This window comes from Akkermansia muciniphila (assembly GCF_002884975.1).
In the GTDB taxonomy this organism is placed as follows: domain Bacteria; phylum Verrucomicrobiota; class Verrucomicrobiia; order Verrucomicrobiales; family Akkermansiaceae; genus Akkermansia; species Akkermansia muciniphila_C.
On sequence record NZ_PJKB01000002.1, the window covers coordinates 194,983 to 210,616 of the forward strand.

15 protein-coding genes are annotated in these 15,634 nt (G+C 58.3%); 10 read left to right on the forward strand and 5 right to left on the reverse strand.

Annotated features, from left to right (window positions below; all coding sequences use genetic code 11):
* The first annotated feature begins 161 nt into the window (after positions 1 to 161).
* The 5 genes from CXU21_RS06930 to CXU21_RS06950 all read left to right on the forward strand — a co-directional run bounded on the left by CXU21_RS06930 (position 162) and on the right by CXU21_RS06950 (position 6,483).
* Positions 162 to 1,652 carry a PfkB family carbohydrate kinase gene (locus tag CXU21_RS06930; RefSeq protein ID WP_102725549.1) on the forward strand — a complete coding sequence of 497 codons (1,491 nt, stop codon included), beginning with the start codon at positions 162 to 164 and terminating at the stop codon, positions 1,650 to 1,652.
* Positions 1,649 to 2,218: a D-sedoheptulose 7-phosphate isomerase gene (gmhA, locus tag CXU21_RS06935; RefSeq protein WP_102711900.1), complete on the forward strand. Its 570-nt coding sequence runs from the start codon at positions 1,649 to 1,651 to the stop codon at positions 2,216 to 2,218. Before CXU21_RS06930 ends, gmhA begins: the two co-directional genes overlap by 4 nt.
* The gene (locus tag CXU21_RS06940; RefSeq protein WP_102725550.1) at positions 2,208 to 2,714 is read left to right on the forward strand and encodes a D-glycero-alpha-D-manno-heptose-1,7-bisphosphate 7-phosphatase; all 507 of its coding nucleotides are present in this window, start codon (positions 2,208 to 2,210) and stop codon (positions 2,712 to 2,714) included. The genes gmhA and CXU21_RS06940 overlap by 11 nt, the downstream gene beginning before the upstream one ends.
* 156 nt (positions 2,715 to 2,870) lie before the next feature.
* On the forward strand, positions 2,871 to 3,236 hold the full coding sequence (locus tag CXU21_RS06945) for a hypothetical protein (protein WP_146017001.1): 366 nt from the start codon (positions 2,871 to 2,873) through the stop codon (positions 3,234 to 3,236).
* Between the two features lie 277 nt (positions 3,237 to 3,513).
* Positions 3,514 to 6,483 (forward strand): beta-N-acetylglucosaminidase domain-containing protein, encoded by a 2,970-nt coding sequence (locus CXU21_RS06950; RefSeq protein ID WP_180972701.1) that lies wholly within the window; start codon positions 3,514 to 3,516, stop codon positions 6,481 to 6,483.
* 116 nt (positions 6,484 to 6,599) lie between these two features.
* Here the strand turns inward: CXU21_RS06950 and CXU21_RS06955 are convergent, their stop codons facing one another.
* A complete protein-coding gene (locus tag CXU21_RS06955) occupies positions 6,600 to 7,244 on the reverse strand; it encodes a hypothetical protein (RefSeq protein ID WP_102725553.1) in 645 nt (214 codons plus the stop codon).
* Between the two features lie 224 nt (positions 7,245 to 7,468).
* Here CXU21_RS06955 and CXU21_RS06960 point away from each other — a divergent pair, with 224 nt between their 5' ends.
* The 3 genes from CXU21_RS06960 to CXU21_RS06970 are packed head-to-tail and all read left to right on the forward strand — an operon-like array spanning position 7,469 to position 10,106.
* A complete protein-coding gene (locus CXU21_RS06960) occupies positions 7,469 to 8,533 on the forward strand; it encodes an ABC transporter substrate-binding protein (protein WP_102711891.1) in 1,065 nt (354 codons plus the stop codon).
* Positions 8,530 to 9,318 (forward strand): ABC transporter ATP-binding protein, encoded by a 789-nt coding sequence (locus tag CXU21_RS06965; protein WP_102711889.1) that lies wholly within the window; start codon positions 8,530 to 8,532, stop codon positions 9,316 to 9,318. The genes CXU21_RS06960 and CXU21_RS06965 overlap by 4 nt, the downstream gene beginning before the upstream one ends.
* Entirely contained in the window at positions 9,315 to 10,106 is a 792-nt protein-coding gene (locus CXU21_RS06970; protein ID WP_102725554.1) for an ABC transporter permease, read from the forward strand. Before CXU21_RS06965 ends, CXU21_RS06970 begins: the two co-directional genes overlap by 4 nt.
* A 57-nt stretch (positions 10,107 to 10,163) precedes the next feature.
* Here CXU21_RS06970 and lpxD read toward each other — a convergent pair whose 3' ends face one another.
* The gene (gene lpxD / locus CXU21_RS06975) at positions 10,164 to 11,201 is read right to left on the reverse strand and encodes a UDP-3-O-(3-hydroxymyristoyl)glucosamine N-acyltransferase (RefSeq protein WP_102725555.1); all 1,038 of its coding nucleotides are present in this window, start codon (positions 11,199 to 11,201) and stop codon (positions 10,164 to 10,166) included.
* 39 nt (positions 11,202 to 11,240) lie between these two features.
* A complete protein-coding gene (locus tag CXU21_RS06980) occupies positions 11,241 to 11,837 on the reverse strand; it encodes an OmpH family outer membrane protein (RefSeq protein WP_180972274.1) in 597 nt (198 codons plus the stop codon).
* A 149-nt stretch (positions 11,838 to 11,986) separates the two neighbouring features.
* Between CXU21_RS06980 and panC the strand changes: the two genes are divergently transcribed.
* A complete protein-coding gene (panC, locus tag CXU21_RS06985; protein ID WP_102725556.1) occupies positions 11,987 to 12,832 on the forward strand; it encodes a pantoate--beta-alanine ligase in 846 nt (281 codons plus the stop codon).
* A gap of 29 nt (positions 12,833 to 12,861) precedes the next feature.
* On the forward strand, positions 12,862 to 13,515 hold the full coding sequence (locus tag CXU21_RS06990) for an ABC transporter ATP-binding protein (protein ID WP_102725557.1): 654 nt from the start codon (positions 12,862 to 12,864) through the stop codon (positions 13,513 to 13,515).
* A 36-nt stretch (positions 13,516 to 13,551) separates the two neighbouring features.
* On the opposite strand, the gene CXU21_RS06995 is transcribed toward CXU21_RS06990, so the two are convergent.
* The gene (locus CXU21_RS06995; RefSeq protein WP_102725558.1) at positions 13,552 to 14,538 is read right to left on the reverse strand and encodes a M28 family peptidase; all 987 of its coding nucleotides are present in this window, start codon (positions 14,536 to 14,538) and stop codon (positions 13,552 to 13,554) included.
* 105 nt (positions 14,539 to 14,643) lie between these two features.
* Positions 14,644 to 15,423: a hypothetical protein gene (locus CXU21_RS12180; RefSeq protein WP_146017002.1), complete on the reverse strand. Its 780-nt coding sequence runs from the start codon at positions 15,421 to 15,423 to the stop codon at positions 14,644 to 14,646.
* Positions 15,424 to 15,634: the final 211 nt, after the last annotated feature.

Sequence of the window (15,634 nt, forward strand, 5' to 3'; positions counted from 1 at the left end):
CAAGATTTTTATCATGGCTGACCTATTTTTTGCCCCCGGAAGAAGGGTTCCGGCATCCGCAGCGGGTGTGAATGCCTGCATGATGCGGTTTTCCTGCTCCGGAACGGCCTTCAACTGTCCTTGCCTTACGTTATGGGGCATGGTAGAAAAGAACGTCTCCCATGAACCGCCTGCATACATTGATTGACGGATTTCCCCGGGTGCGGATTCTCTGCATCGGGGACGTAATGCTGGACAAATTCCTGTACGGCAGCGTCAGCCGGATTTCCCCGGAGGCTCCGGTCCCCATCATGAAGATGGACCGGGAGACGCGCATGCTGGGCGGTGCGGGCAACGTGGTGCGCAACCTGTGCGCGCTGGGGTGCGGCACCACCTTTGTCAGCGTGGTGGGCAATGACGGCCATGGACGGCAGGTGAGGCGTTTTCTGGAAGAGACGTGCTGCGTTCCTGAGCTGGTGGAGTGCGAGGGGTATGAGACGACCGTGAAGATCCGTTTTGTGGCGGGCAAGCATCATTTGCTGCGGGCGGACCAGGAACAGCCGCTGCGGATGGTCCCTGAGCTTGCCGCCCGTTTTCTGGAACGGGTGGACGTCTGCCTGCCGGAGGCGGACCTGGTCCTTTTGTCTGATTACGGGAAGGGCCTGTTTGACGGGGAAACCACCCCCGCCGTGATCGCCCGGTGCCGGGCGGCGGGCAAGTCCGTGATCGTGGACCCGAAGGGGGCTGATTATTCCCGCTACAAGGGGGCCACGCTGGTGAAGCCGAATATGAAGGAGTTCCAGGAGGCGACGGGCGTGACGCTGGACCCCTCCGTGCCGGGCTGGGAACAGGCTGCCATGGAAGGGGCGCAGCGGCTGTTCACGGAGTTCGGCATTGAGAACCTGCTCGTCACCCTGAGCGAGCACGGCATGATTTTCATTCCCTCTTCCCATCCCGCCGATTTTGTCTGCATTCCCACGGAGGCCCGCGAGGTTTTTGACGTGTCCGGCGCGGGTGATACCTCCCTGGCCAGCCTGGGCGCGGCGCTGGCCGCCGGGGCCACCGTGCCGGAAGCCCTGGTGGTGTCCAACGTGGCTGCCGGGATCGTGGTGGGCAAGTTCGGGACGGCCAGCGTGACCGGGACGGAGTTGAAAAAGGCCCTGGAGGAGAAAGCCAGGAAGGCATCCTCCTGGCATCACCGGAACAATATCCTGACGCCGGAGGCGGCAGCGGAGCTGGCGGACCGCTTCCGCCGGGAAAAGAAGGTGGTGGGTTTTACGAACGGCTGTTTTGACCTGCTGCACCTGGGGCACCTGCATTCCTTCATGAAGGCGCGGGAAGCGTGCGACGTGCTTTTTGTGGGGCTGAATACGGATGCCTCCATCAAGCGGCTGAAGGGGGAGGACAGGCCTATCAATAACGAGGAGATGCGTTCCCTGCTGCTGGCGTCCCTGGATTTCATCGATTACGTAGTGCCGTTTGACGAGGATACGGCCCTGCCGCTGATTGAAAGGCTGCGCCCGGACGTGATCGCCAAGGAAGGCTACCCGCTGGAACGCTGGCCGGAAGGGCAGTACGTGAAGTCTTACGGGGGGCAGGCTCTTGAGCTGCCGCGCCTGGAGGGATTTTCCTCCACCAATATGATCAACCGCATGAAGAACAATCCGAAATGAGCGAGTACATCAGGAATCAGATTTTAGGGATAGCGGATAATTTCAAGGCCCTGGCCGCCATGGCCGGGGAAATTGAACAGGTCGCCCGCGTCTGGACGGATACCCTCAGGGCCGGGAACAAGATCATGTTCTGCGGCAACGGCGGGTCCGCGGCGGATTCCCAGCACCTGGCCGCCGAGCTGGTGGGACGCTACAAGCTGAACCGTCCCGCCATGAATGCGCTGGCCCTGACGGTGGATACCTCCATCCTGACCGCCGTGGGGAATGATTACGGGTATGAAACGGTCTTTTCCAGGCAATTGCAGGGATTAGGCCGTTCCGGTGACCTGCTGGTGGGGCTTTCCACGAGCGGCAACAGCCAGAACATCGTCCGGGCGATGGAGCTGGCGCGCCGCATGGGCGTCAGGACCGTGGCCCTGACGGGCCAGGGCGGCGGGGAGATGAGGGACTGTGCGGATTTCTGCATAGCCGTCCCCTCCCATGCCACGAACAACATTCAGGAGATGCACATTGCCGTGGGGCATCTGGTTTGCGAGCTGGTGGAGCAGGAAATGTATGGCGTCTAAAGCTCTGTTTCTGGACCGGGACGGCGTGGTGAACGTGGACGGCGGGTACGTTCACCGCAGTGAGGATTTCCTGCTGGTTCCCGGCATTATGGACCTTTGCCGGAAGGCGCGGGAAAAGGGGTATCTGGTCATCGTGGTGACCAACCAGTCCGGCATAGGCCGCGGCATGTTTACGGAAGAGGATTTCACGCGGCTGACGGAGCATATGAAGGGCGCATTCAGCGCAGCCGGAGCGGAGGTAACGGACGTGTTTCATTGTCCCAGTGTGGATGACGGCCACCCTGACCGGAAGCCGAATCCCGGCCTGTTTTTGAAAGCCGCCGCGGCGTATGGGCTGGATATGGCGGCCTGCATATCCGTGGGCGACCGGGAGCGGGATATTCAGGCCGCTTTTGCCGCCGGAGTGGGACGGAATTTCCTGTTCTCCTGTGGGGATGCTCCGACTGGCGCCACGGCCCGCGTCAAGACCCTGGATGAAGTGGCTGCGTGGCTGTAGGCGGGGATTGGCTGTTCCGCAAACGGCCTGTCAAGGATGGCCGGGATAGTTTTTTTCGTGGCTGCCCGCGTATTTATTCCCAAAGTGTTACGGTTATGCTGCATTCTTGAAAGAAAGCTTTACACGGGAACGGATACCGTCTATAGGTCAAACAGTATGAAAACCTTGCTACCCATTCTATCCATTGCATTGTGTTCCGGCGTATGCGCCGTTGTCCAGGCCGCAGATGCGGAATTGCCCCAGGGGCTGGAGAAAAGAGAGGCCCGCGGGCGCATCACTTATGAGGGAGGCGACGGCTCCAGCTTTGAAAAGGCCGTCGTCATTGCCGGCGCAAAGAATTCCATGGATGGAGTTCCTGCCGAAAGTAAATGGCTTGAGAAAAAATACAGGAATTATGTGAAGCTCAAGCAGGCGCTGATGGAGCATGAAGGCAAATCCTTTGACGTGATCACGATTAAAACGAAAAAAGGCAAGGAAGTGGTTGTCTATTTCGATATTTCCGGCTTCTTCGGTAAAAATTAAAGAGAGAACTATTTTCCCCGTTATTTCTTGGTCCGGCCTTTCCGTTCCGCGGAACGCCTCCGGTTCTTTTTCCCGCCTCAGGAATGGAGTTTTCCTGCGGCGGGTTTTGTTGTCCGGAACAGGAGCCGCCTGTGCCACGGTTCATCAGCCGGGGGGAAGTAATTTGACATACGGGAGAGGCCCTGTTAGAAATAAAGCGATTAGTCCGTAGTTTCGTGGACTTGTCCTGTACAGGCTTTTTACTTTTGCACATATGAACCTGATTTCCTTCCGATCCATGGCGGCGGTCACAGCGCTGGGGGCCAGCCTTGCCCTCCCGGTGTTCGCCCAGTCTTCTTCCCCTTCCTCTTCCTCCTCTCCTGCGGCCTCCCGCGCCAAAAAGGCTGCCAGGATGCCGGTATATCCTATTCCGCAGAAGATGACTAGGAGCGGCGGTTCCGTGACGGTTCCGGCCCTGAAGCTGTCAGGAGCGCGGGACGAGCCTACCGTGAACGCGCTGAAGAGCATGTTTTCCATCACCCCCAACGGGTTGCCCGTGCAGATGTCCATCATCAAGGGGGGCAAGAAGCCGGCCGGAAATGTTCCACAAAAAGCCGGGGCCTATTCCCTGAGCGTGACGCCCCAGGGAATCCGGATGACGGGGTATGACGACGAAGGCCTGTTTTACGCGGCCCAGACGCTGCTTCAGCTGGCGGAGAAGACTCCTTCCGGCGTGACGCTGCCTGTGGTGGAGGTCCTGGATTGGCCGGACGTTCCCTTCCGCGGCACCATTGAAGGGTTTTACGGCCTGCCCTGGGGGCAGGAAGGGCGCATCAGCCAGTTCAAGTTTTACGGGAAGTATAAGATGAATACGTACATCTACGGCCCGAAGGACGACGTGTTCCACGGTTTTTCCAAGCGCTGGCGCGAGCCCTATCCTGCGGATATGGCCAAGGACCTGAAAGAGCTGGTGAAGGTCGCCAAGCAGAATAAGGTGAATTTTGTCTGGGCCGTACACCCCGGCGCGGATATTCACTGGGGGGAGGCGGACCGGAAGGCCGCCGTAAAGAAGTTTGAGATGATGTATGACCTGGGCTTCCGTTCCTTTGCGGTGTTTTTTGACGACATCGGCGGGGAGGGCGCCAAGCCGGAGGGGCAGGTGGAGTTCCTGAATTACCTGAACAAGGAGTTTATCCACAAGAAGCCGGATGTGACTCCGCTGATTGTGTGCCCCACGGCGTATTCCGGCGGCGGGGGCCGCTACCACGAGGTGATGGGGGAACATCTGGACAAGGACATCGGCATCATGTGGACGGGTTCCGGCATTGTGAGCGATATCAAGACCCCGGCACTGAAAGGAATCAACAAGTATTTGCAGAGGCCCGCGTTCATCTGGTGGAATTTCCCGGTGACGGATTACGTGCGCCACGCCCTGTTCCTGGGGCGCACTTATGGCGTGGATGCGGACGCGATGCCGTTCATGCAGGGGTTCGCCTCCAATCCGATGGACAAGCCGGAGGCCTCCAAGATTTCCCTGTTCAGCGTGGCTAACATGACCTGGAACGCCAAGGCGTATGATTCTGACAAGACGTGGAGGGACAGCATCCGCATCCTGTTTCCCGGCTGCGCCTCCGCCATGCAGACGTTTGCCGATCATAACAGCGACGGGGGGCCGAGCGGGCACAATTACCGCAAGGAGGAGTCCGTGGAGATCGCTCCCGTGGTGGAAGAGGTGCTGGAGCTTTGCCGCCGCGGCGGCAAGGTGTCCGAAAGCAAGGCCTTTGACCGCCTGAAGACGGAGTTTGCCAGGATGGCCCAGGCGCCGGACATGATCCGGGCCAAGGCGAATAATGCCGCCTTCATCGCGGAAGTGGAGCCGTGGCTTGTCCAGTTTGAATCCCTGGGAAAAGCCGGGGTGAACAGCATGCAGATGATTGAGGCCACGGAGGCAGGCAATGCCTCCGGAGCGCTGAATTACGCCATGGAGGCCGCGTGCCTGCTTGCCGAGATGCAGCGTTACAGCAAGGAGATCAGCAAGGCCATCAACAAGCACGTGACGGAGGTGACCAAGAAGAGTTCCCAGTGGCAGACCGCCGTGAAGCCGTCCGAACTGGTGATGGCCCCCGCCGTGCGGGAACTGCTGGACATGGGTTCCACTCCCGTGCTTTCCCGCGTGAGCGGGCAGTCCGTGGGCCGTGTGAAGCCGTACGTTTCCACCAAGTCCAAGGGAGGGATTGAGAAGATGCTGGATGATGACCCCGAGTCCTATTATTACTGCAAGGAGGTTCAGAAGAAGGGTGACTTTTTTGGCGTAGACCTGGGCGCGCCGCGGGAAATCCGCAACGTTTCCATTGTGATGGGCCGCAATGATTCCGACAAGGACGCCGTGAACAAGGGCCAGCTGGAGGTGTCCATGGACGGGCAGTCCTGGTCGCCCCTGATGCCGGAGTCCTCCGGAGTGCGCGTGGAGTACGAGGGCCGCGGCAAGAAAGGCCGCTTTGTGCGCTACCGCGCTACGGTGCAGGGCGTTCCGGGAGGAAAGTCTGATGTGTGGACGGCCATCCGTGATTTCAAGGTGAATGCCCCTGCCGCTCCTTCCGTGCTGACGGACGCTCCGGCGTTCAAGACTGCTGTGGTTGAAGCCGGGGACAAGGATATTTCCCTGAAGCGCATCATGGAGGTGCACCCCCTGCCGCCGAAGAAGTCCCTGGGACTTCAGATTCCGGCGGGGGCGTCCGTGGAGTCCGCCTCCGTCAACCTGAAGACGCCGGACATGAAGTGGGCCAGGCTGTACATTTCCATGGACGGGAAGTCCTGGACGGAGGTTCCGCTGAAGGCTGACGGTTCCGCGGAGATTGGCGGCGTGATCAAGGGCATCAGGCTGGTGAACGCCGGTTCCTCCCCTCAGGAGGTGACCCTGGAAGAGTTCAGGCTGAATCTTGCCAATAAGGGCGGCAAGTCCGCGGACAGCGGCGCGGCCGGGGATTTCAACCTGGCTACGTTCCTTCCGGTGGAATTGTCTCCGGAGAAGGTGGAGATACCCTGTGATTCTCCGCGTGCGAATTCCGCCATTGTCCTGTCGGACGGGAAGGAAGCGTCCGTGCTGGCCTGCGGGGCTGACGGGCGGTGGGTTCCCGTGGGCAACCTGGCCAAGGGGAAGAAAGTGAGCACGTTCAGCCTGAAATCCGTCAAGAAGCCGGTGAAGGCCCTGGGCCTGACCGGGAAGAAGGGGAATTCCGTCAATATCTTTGAAGTGATCTGGAAGTAACGGATTCCGGACGGGCTGCCGGCTGCGGCGGCCTTCTGCGGGTGACGCCCGCTGGCGCCGGGGCGGCTGTTTCCTCCGTGGAATGGCCGCCGCCGTCTTTTTCCGTGGCAGAGGCGTCAGGAGGCGCGTTTGGCCGCCAGGTGCATGCAGCCCAGGATAAGGGCAATGATCACGAGCGGCCCCAGGATGTCCCCATACCCCACCATGCCCGTGTTGACGGGGGCCAGGCACAGCAGGAACCACCATGCCAGGGCCAGCAGGCGCAGAAGGGGGGAAGAGCCGCTGCCGGAGAGGAAGACGTAAATGATGAGGGCCCATAGACGGGAGAAGCGCGGCAGCGTGACCAGCCATTCCCGGTGGTCCGCGCCGGGCCAGACAAGCGTGCCGTAAGAGCCGGAGGCGGGGAGGTCCCCCCACATGGTTTCTGCGGGAAGCGCCAGGTTCATCAGCAGGTTCAGGAGCAGCCCCGCGTAAACGGTGATCATCAGGGTCCTCCATTGGGCGGCCGTGCGCACGGCCAGGAACAGGAACGCGGGAACAAGCAGGAGGGGGGTCAGTTCCAGAACGCCCATCCAGGCGGGAAGGAGGGGTCCCGTTTCAGCGTGGCGCTCCGCGCCCTGGGGGATGGCGGAAAGGATGGCCCAGTACAGGAGAAGCAGGAGGATGCAGCGGTATCTGACGGCGCGGGGCACCGGACGTTCTTCATCCGGAGGAAGGCCCAGCCATGTTCCGGAGTGCGGCTGATTGGTAAGGTACGGCATGGAGGGAGTCGGCGCCTTTTTGTAGCGGGAACGCGGTAGGGTGTCAATAAAACCCGGTTCCGGTCCGTAAGGCGGGGTTGTTTTTCAACAAAATGGACATTCCTGCTGTCCATTGTGACAAAGTTGTTGCCATCGGCTTCTTGCCGCGGGCGGTTCATTTTGCTAGTCGGTGCCTGAAAGGGCGCGGAAAGACGGCTGTGCCCAGTAACCCATTCCTTCTGTTCATGTCCCATTCCAGATTCCTGATGATTTTAACGGCCCTGTTTTTCTGCCTGCTGGCTGTTTCCTGCGGAGATAAGAGGAAGGAGGATCCAAATGTCATTGAATTGAACTTCGGCCATTTCCCGAACGTGACGCACGTTCAGGGGCTGGTGGCCCACCATTTTTCCCGGGAGGGGAAGGGATGGTTTGAGGCACGGCTGAGGGAGGCCACGGGCAAGGATGTCAGGATTAACTGGTATGTTTATAATGCTGGCCCCAGCGCCATGGAGGCCGTGTTCGCCCGGTCCATAGAACTGGCTTATGTAGGCCCCAGCCCGGCCATCAACGCGTTCGTGCGTTCCCGCGGGGAGGACATCCGCATGATAGCCGGGGCCGTGGAGGGAGGCGCCGCCCTGGTGGTTCCCAAGGATTCCCCGCTGAAAGAGCCTGCGGATTTCCGCGGCAGAGTGATTGCCACTCCCCAGCTGGGGAATACGCAGGATGTTTCCGCCCGCGCCTGGTTTTCCCGCGGCGGCCTGCACGTGACGCAGCGCGGGGGGGACGTGACCATTCTGCCCACTCCCAACCCGGAGCAGCTCAGCCTGTTCCGGCAGGGCAAGCTGGACGGCGTGTGGACGGTGGAGCCATGGGTGAGCCGCCTGGTGATGACGGCGGGAGGAAAGGTGCTGGTGGATGAAAGGGAGTCCATTGCCACCGTGCTGGTGTGCGGGGCGGAGTTCCTTCAGGACAGGCCGGAGGTAGTGAAGGCCCTGGTGCAGGCGCATCAGGAGCTGAATGAATGGATACGCCTGCATCCGGAGGAGGCCCAGGCGATCGTGGTCAGGGAGCTGGAAGAGCTTACCCGTTCCAAAATAGATCCGGCTCTGATTGCGCAGGCCTGGAAGAGCATTGTCATGAAGGATAAAATTTCTCTTCCCAAGCTCCAGCAGTTTGTGCAGGACGCCCATCACGCGGGATTCATGAAGGAGGTGCCGGACGTGGCCGGATTGGTGGTTCCGGAGGCGGTGGAGGGCCCTCTGGCTGAAGAGGAGCAGTTAACCATGATGAAGGAGGCTGCCGGAAAATGATCATGGGTGAAGAACATTGCGGCCCCGGAGGGTGCAAGCTCCGCATTGTGGATGTGAGCAAGGTGTTTGAAGGGCGGCGCGGAAAGGTAGTGGCCCTGGAGGGAATCAATTTGAATATCAAGGGCGGCGAGTTCGTCTGCCTGGTAGGGGCCAGCGGGTGTGGAAAGACCTCCCTGCTGAATATCATCGCCGGACTGGAATTCCCCTCTTCCGGGGTGGTGGAGCTGGACGGGGAGCCCGTGAAGGGGCCGGGTAGGGACCGCACCGTGATGTTTCAGGAGTCCGCCCTGTTCCCGTGGCTGGACGTGATGGGGAACGTAATGTTCGGCCTGAAGCTGACTCCCGGCCTGACGCGGGGGGACCGCCTGGCCATTGCGGAGAAGAATCTGGAGCTGGTAGGGCTGAAGGAATGCGCGCATTCCCATATTCATGAGCTTTCCGGCGGGATGAAGCAGCGCGTGGCGCTTGCCCGCGCCCTGGCTACCAGCCCGCGCATCCTGCTGATGGACGAGCCTTTTGCCGCGCTGGACGCCATGACCCGCGAACAGCTTTACCAGGATCTTCAGGACATCCATTTCCGCTGCGGCATGACGATCATCTTCGTCACGCACAATATGCGCGAGGCCGTATGCCTGGGGGACCGCGTGGTGCTGTTCACTCCGCATCCCGGCCGCATCCGTGAGGAGTATTTTGTAGACCTCCCGCATCCCAGGGACATTAATAACCGTGACCTGGCGCAGTTGTCCGCCCGCATCACCCATGATTTGAAAGGAGCGATGGCATGAACAGGCACAAATGGTCCAAGTGGGCGGCCCATGGGTGTTCGCTCGTATTTTTCATCCTCGTGATCTGGATATGGCAGTATTTAAGTGACCAGAAGGTGTGGAAGCCCTATTTGTTTCCTTCTCCGCTTGAGGTATGGGAGTATTTGCGCTCTTCCTTCATGGACGGGTCTCTGGAAGAGTCTTCCTGGATTACCGTGAAAAGGCTGGTCATGGGGTACGGAATAGGGCTTGTCATGGGGATTCCCCTGGGCATGCTGTGCTCCCGCTTCCAGTTGGTTCAAAATACCCTGGGACTGGTTTCCCTGGGGTTTCAGGCCCTTCCCAGCGTGTGCTGGGTTCCGCTGGCTACCCTTTGGTTCGGCCAGACGGAGGGGGCAATGCTGTTCGTGGTAATCATGGGGACGCTGTGGTCCGTGATTCTGGCGACGGCCAACGGCATGCGGAACGTGCCGCCCATTTATGCCCGGGCGGCGCGCACGATGGGCGCGGGGCCCTTTTACTGCCTGATTCACGTGACTCTGCCCGCTTCCGCCCCGTTTGTGGTGAGCGGCATGAAGCAGGGCTGGGCCTTTGCATGGCGCTCCCTGATGGCTGCGGAAATTTTCGTGCCCATTCTGACCGGGTTCGGCCTGGGGCAGCTCCTGCACTACGGACGCGAGCTGAACGCGATGAACCAGGTGGTGGGCATCATGTTCGTGATCGTGGTGATCGGCCTTTTGTCTGACAAGATTCTGTTTTCCCCGCTGGAACGGTTCCTGCACCGCCGCTGGGGGACGGGGCAGGCGTAAAAAGGCGCGCCTTCCGGAAACGGGAGGCACGCAGATTTTCCGGCGGTGGAAGGCCCGTTACTTGCCGGGGGATTCCAGGCTCTTCTTGAGGGCATGGAATTCCTTAAGCAGCGCCGGGAGTTTTCTGAGGCAGGCGTATTGCCGGCTGGCGTCCTTGAACGGAGAAGCCGGGAAGCCCCAGTAGGTGGCGTTTTCCGGAATGTCGGAGATGGCTCCCGTTTTAGCTCCCAGAATGGTTTTTGAACCGATTTTAAGGTGGCCGGAGATGCCGACCTGTGCGGCGATGGTGGCATAGTCCCCCACCTTGGTGCTGCCGGCGATTCCGGTTTGGGCCGCAATCACGCAATGCTTGCCCACGACGACGTTGTGGCCGAGCTGGATCAGGTTGTCAATCTTGGTGCCTTCCCCCACGATGGTGCGGCCGAACCTGGCGCGGTCAATGGTGGTGTTGGCGCCTACGTCCACGTCATCCCCCAGTTCCACGATGCCCACCTGGTCAATGCCCACGTAGCGGCCATCGTCCCCCATCAGGAAGCCGAAGCCGTCGGAACCGATGACGGCTCCGGGCTGGATGGTCACACGGCTGCCGAGCTTGCAGCGTTCACGGATGGTAACGTGGGCGTGCAGGCGGCAGTTTTCCCCCATTGTCACGCCGTCTCCGATGTCGCAGCCGTTGCCGATGTCCGTGCCGTCCCCGATCACGCAGTGCGCGCCGATGCAGGTATAGGCCCCAATATGGATTTTATCCGGGTTGAAGCTGGCGGAGGGGTCAATGATGGCCGTGGGATGGATGCCGGGAGCAAACCGGTAGGCGGAAGCCATGAAGTATTTCACCAGGGCGTTGAACGCCATGGAAGGGTTGTCCACTTCCACAAAGGCGGTGTTTTCCGGGTATGCGGGCAGGCCCGGAGGCACCAGGACGATTCCCGCGGAGGTGTGCAGGAAGTCCTGGAAGTATTTCTCATTGCCGAGGAAGGAGGCTTCCTCACGGGTGGCGTCGAGAAGGGAAGCGACCCCGAACACAGTCAGTTCGGGGTCGCCTGAAAGGATTTTTCCCCCGGTAAGGGCGGCCACGGCTTCAAGTGCAAGCTTCATGGGAGTATGATTCCGCCTTCCCGGGGGTAATGTCAAGGGTTAGTTGGCCGGGGCCGCGGGAGCGGCGGGAACGGCCGGGGCCTTTTTCTTGGTGGGGTCAAAGCCCTTGGGCGCGTCCTTGTTGAGTTCCTTCATCACGGAGGGGGTGATGTCCATGCTGGGCTTCGTGTAAACGAAGACCTGGTTGGAACGGAGGGCCTGGGCGCTCTTGTCCAGAACGAGGTCATAGTTTCCCTTGGTGGCGATGCCTTCCGTGATCTTGGTGATTTCACCCATGATCTTGGTGGAGCGCACCTTCATCTGTTCCTGGAGGGACTTGAGCTGGCGTTCCACGAAGCCGCGGCGTTCCTGTTCCAGGGCAATGACTTCCTGACGCTTGATCTGGGCTTTCTGTTCCAGGTCCTTCTTATCCTTTTCATTCAGCATGGGGTCCTGAAGCTTCTTGACCATGTCATTGAAGTCCGCTTCCATCTTTTTGATGGTTTCCGCGCGGGTATTGTTGGTTTCCTGCACGGTCTGGGCGGCCTTGTCCACTTCAGCCTGGGCTTCATGGGTTTTGTAATAGTCGGCGAAGAGTTTCTGCACGTCCACCGTTGCTACTTTCAGTTCGGCGTTGGCAGTGGCGCTCAATGCCATTGCAGCGGATACACATAATGCTGTTTTGAAGAATCTCATAATTTTTAGCGTCTTCTGACTTTGCCAGTTTACATGCGGAAAAACATGCGTCAATCTTCTAGGTATATTTCAGGATTGAACTTTTGTCATCATGGGGCCACTTTAAGCGCATGCAAACATTTTCCACCAAGGCCCAGTTGAAGGGCGCCCTGCTCAAGCACCACCGCAAGCATGACCATGTGGTTCTGGTCCCCACGATGGGGGCCCTCCACGACGGGCACCGCGCCCTGCTGGAACAGGCCCGCAAGCTGGCGGGAGAAGACGGCGTGGTGGTGGCCAGCATTTTCGTCAACCCCATCCAGTTCAATAATTCCTCCGACCTCCAGACCTATCCGCGCACTCCTGAAAAGGATTTGGAAGTGTGCGAGGGCGCGGGCGTGGATTACGTGTTTTCCCCCGCTCCGGAGGAGATGTATGCCGGGGAGCGCAGCATTACCGTGGAGGAGGGCTTTTTATCCGCCACCTTGTGCGGGGCGTCCCGTCCGGGACATTTTTCCGGCGTCTGCACGGTGCTTGCCAAGCTGTTCAACCTGGTGCAGCCCACGGACGCCATTTTCGGCAAGAAGGATTACCAGCAGCTGGCGATTATCCGCCGCATGGTGCGTGACCTGGATTTTCCGGTGCATATCCACGGGGCGGAGATCGTGAGGCACGGGAATGGCCTGGCCTATTCTTCCCGCAACGCCCGGCTGACGCCCGAGCAGAAGGAGCAGGCCGTGGTGATACGGAAAGCCATGCTTCAGGCGCGGGAGGAGTTCCGGGCCGGAACGGACGTGCGGACGGTGAAGCAGCATGCCGCCGCCATGATTGGTGCGGTTCCCGGCACGCGCGTCGATTATCTGGAGATTGTGGATGCGGAGACGATGCAGCCGCTGGCGGAGAACCGGAATCCGGCCCTGATGGCCGCAGCCGTCTATTTCGGCGACGTGCGTCTTATTGACAACATAGAACTTTAATCCCGTACGGATTCCCTTATACTGCGCCCGTGATTACCGCCGCCAACCTCCACCGCAGCTATTCCATCGGCAAGAAGTCCATTGAGATTCTGCACGGGGTGGACCTGCACATCGCCGCCGGGGAAAAGGTGTTCCTGTGCGGCCCCAGCGGAGCCGGAAAGACCACGCTGATGTACACGCTGGCCGGGCTGGAAACGCCCCAGCAGGGGACCGTGACGATTGACGGCACGGATATTTACGCCTTGTCCGCCACGGCGCGGTCCGTGTTCCGGAACCGGAACATGGGGTTCATTTTCCAGAATTACCTGCTGATGCCGGAGCTGACGGCGCTGGAAAACGCCTGCCTGGCCTCCTCCATCGGCAGGAGGCCGCGCGTGGAATACGTGACGGAGCTGATGGAGCGCGTGGGCCTGTCCCACCGCCTGAACCATCTGCCCAGCGAGCTGAGCGGCGGGGAGCAGCAGCGCGTGGCGATCGCCCGTGCGCTGGCGAATGACGCCCCCATCATTTTTGCGGATGAACCCACCGGGAACCTGGACCGGAAGAATGGCGCGGAGGTGCTGGACCTTTTGTTCGGCCTGGCGGACGAGTCCCGCAAGACGCTGGTGATCGTGACGCATGACGAGCACCTGGCCCGCCGGGGAGACCGCATCATCACGATCATGGACGGAAACGCCGTTTGAGGCTGTCCGTTCCGGGAAGTTTTTTATCTCTCCGTTTTATTTGCCGTCTTGCGCCAGATGCAGCACGGCCTGGTGCACGCCCCGGACCACCTGCGCCATGCGGGCGTAGTCCAGCGTTTCCGGCAGGTCTCCGGGCTGGTGGTAGTTCGGGTTCCGGAAGAAGGAGGTGTCCGTGATCATGACGGCGGGCAGGTCTTTCGCCCAGAAGTTGCGGTGGTCGGAGAAGTCCATGCACATGCCCTTGATTTCCGGCAGGTTCAGGCGGACGGTGGGAAGGAAGGCCTGCATGTTTTTCTGAATGGTACGCGCCAGCCTGACGCTGTCCCAGTTGCCGACGATGGCGATGAAGTCCCCCTTGTCCGGGTACAGGGCGCCCATGCCCGCGGCGGGATAGGACTGGCTGTTTTCCGTGTCCGAGAAGTAGCCGATCATTTCCAGGCAGATCATGGCTTTCACGCCTATCTGTTCCGTATAAAGTTTTTGGGCGTGCTGCGCGCTGCCCATCTGTTCCGTACCGAAGTAGGGCGGTTCCTCATTGGCATACGCGATGAGTTCAATGGTGCAGTGGGGGGAGACGCCCTTGAGCATGCGTCCCAAAGCAAGCAATCCGGCCACGCCGCTGGCATTGTCGTCCGCTCCGGGGGTGTCCCCGCAGGTGTCGTAATGCGCGCCGACGATGATTCTTTTGGCGGATTTACCGGGGAAAACGGCGCTGACGTTGACGAAGGTGCGCTTGTCCGCCGTGAAAGGCTGGTACGTGACCGTGGCTCCCGAGTCCGCCAGGGACCGGGCGATGTATTGGACCGCCCTGGCCTGGTTCTTTTCATAACCCGCCGGGCGCGGGTGGCAGTCTTTGGCCAGGTAGCGGACGTCCTTTTCCAGCTCCTGCTCCAGCCCGGGACGGACGGCAGCGACGGAAGCGCCGCCGTCCGCGGGGGTGGTGCAGTGGGAAATGATGCAGCCCGTGGATACGGTGAGGATAGCCAGGGCGGAAAACAGAGAGAGATAAACCCCGAGTTTCATGCTACCTTTATAGCAATACGCATCAGGCGTGACAACTACAAGGTGGTGAACCGTTTTTATGGGTTAAATGAAAATAATTATTGTAAAAGTAATGATAACGTTTTTTCAGACAGAAATAATCTCGTCCTCGCCAAGTTCTTTTTTGAAATCAGCGGGGGCATGGAAAGTTTGTTTCGGGCTTTTACTGGATTCATCGATGAACATATAATTATTGGAACTTTCGTCTTTAGCTAGTTTCCAATATTTATTCGGGAGGTTGATGTGATTTGATTTTTTTAATTCTTGAAAATATTTATATATTTCATTGTTTGATTCATTTATTTTTAATATTTTATAAAAATCTATAGGATCGATTTTTGATAGAGTGTTAAGTCCTATTTTAATACATTCAATAATTTTATTTTGAATGATGGGATCATCAAAACTGATGATAGGATCATAATAATTTATTAATGGCTCATGGACAACTCTGCCTCTGGATATATGAGAACCTAATTTAGATGATAGTTCAAAAAGAACGCAGTTCTCTTTTGAGTCATGGCAAATGTCTGAATATCCCTTTTCCCCTGATATTTTTTCCTTAATACTTTCAAACATGTCTTCAGGCTGAGTATCAGATTTATAATCTAAATTATATCTCTTGTTAAGAAAACTTATTTTCTCATTGAGTTGTTTGGAATGTAAACCACCGTCTAATTCTTTCGCTATATTTTGTGGTAATGTACATCTGAATATATTCGTGTCGCATGCTCCGATGCCAGGACCTCCCCTATGTACAAGTCTAATTCTTCCATTTTTATAATAGATACTGCCGATTTTATTATATTCATCCATAGTGACAAATTGGAATGGCCCATAATTTTTATAATCAAATGTATAGCTCATAATTCAAATATTATTTTTATATGTTTTGAAACCCTGTATTATTGCGGGTTGCATCCTTAACATAAGTCCAGTATTTGATAATTGCTATTTTGCCCTTTTCAAGAGATGATTATACTTTTTGAACATACCTGTAAGTCGTCAAAGCTTGCGAAATTTCTCGCGACTATGCTAGCCTATAGTTTTGTTGCACAAGCCCTGCATTAGAATGAGA

What these genes read in the sequence shown, in the direction of transcription:
- CXU21_RS06930 (WP_102725549.1), top strand. Translation starts at nt 162, where the DNA reads ATGAACCGCCTGCATACATTGATTGACGGATTTCCCCGGGTGCGGATT.
- gmhA (WP_102711900.1), top strand. Translation starts at nt 1,649, where the DNA reads ATGAGCGAGTACATCAGGAATCAGATTTTAGGGATAGCGGATAATTTC.
- CXU21_RS06940 (WP_102725550.1), top strand. Translation starts at nt 2,208, where the DNA reads ATGGCGTCTAAAGCTCTGTTTCTGGACCGGGACGGCGTGGTGAACGTG.
- CXU21_RS06945 (WP_146017001.1), top strand. Translation starts at nt 2,871, where the DNA reads ATGAAAACCTTGCTACCCATTCTATCCATTGCATTGTGTTCCGGCGTA.
- CXU21_RS06950 (WP_180972701.1), top strand. Translation starts at nt 3,514, where the DNA reads ATGGCGGCGGTCACAGCGCTGGGGGCCAGCCTTGCCCTCCCGGTGTTC.
- CXU21_RS06955 (WP_102725553.1), bottom strand. Translation starts at nt 7,244, where the DNA reads ATGCCGTACCTTACCAATCAGCCGCACTCCGGAACATGGCTGGGCCTT.
- CXU21_RS06960 (WP_102711891.1), top strand. Translation starts at nt 7,469, where the DNA reads ATGTCCCATTCCAGATTCCTGATGATTTTAACGGCCCTGTTTTTCTGC.
- CXU21_RS06965 (WP_102711889.1), top strand. Translation starts at nt 8,530, where the DNA reads ATGATCATGGGTGAAGAACATTGCGGCCCCGGAGGGTGCAAGCTCCGC.
- CXU21_RS06970 (WP_102725554.1), top strand. Translation starts at nt 9,315, where the DNA reads ATGAACAGGCACAAATGGTCCAAGTGGGCGGCCCATGGGTGTTCGCTC.
- lpxD (WP_102725555.1), bottom strand. Translation starts at nt 11,201, where the DNA reads ATGAAGCTTGCACTTGAAGCCGTGGCCGCCCTTACCGGGGGAAAAATC.
- CXU21_RS06980 (WP_180972274.1), bottom strand. Translation starts at nt 11,837, where the DNA reads ATGGCATTGAGCGCCACTGCCAACGCCGAACTGAAAGTAGCAACGGTG.
- panC (WP_102725556.1), top strand. Translation starts at nt 11,987, where the DNA reads ATGCAAACATTTTCCACCAAGGCCCAGTTGAAGGGCGCCCTGCTCAAG.
- CXU21_RS06995 (WP_102725558.1), bottom strand. Translation starts at nt 14,538, where the DNA reads ATGAAACTCGGGGTTTATCTCTCTCTGTTTTCCGCCCTGGCTATCCTC.
- CXU21_RS12180 (WP_146017002.1), bottom strand. Translation starts at nt 15,423, where the DNA reads ATGAGCTATACATTTGATTATAAAAATTATGGGCCATTCCAATTTGTC.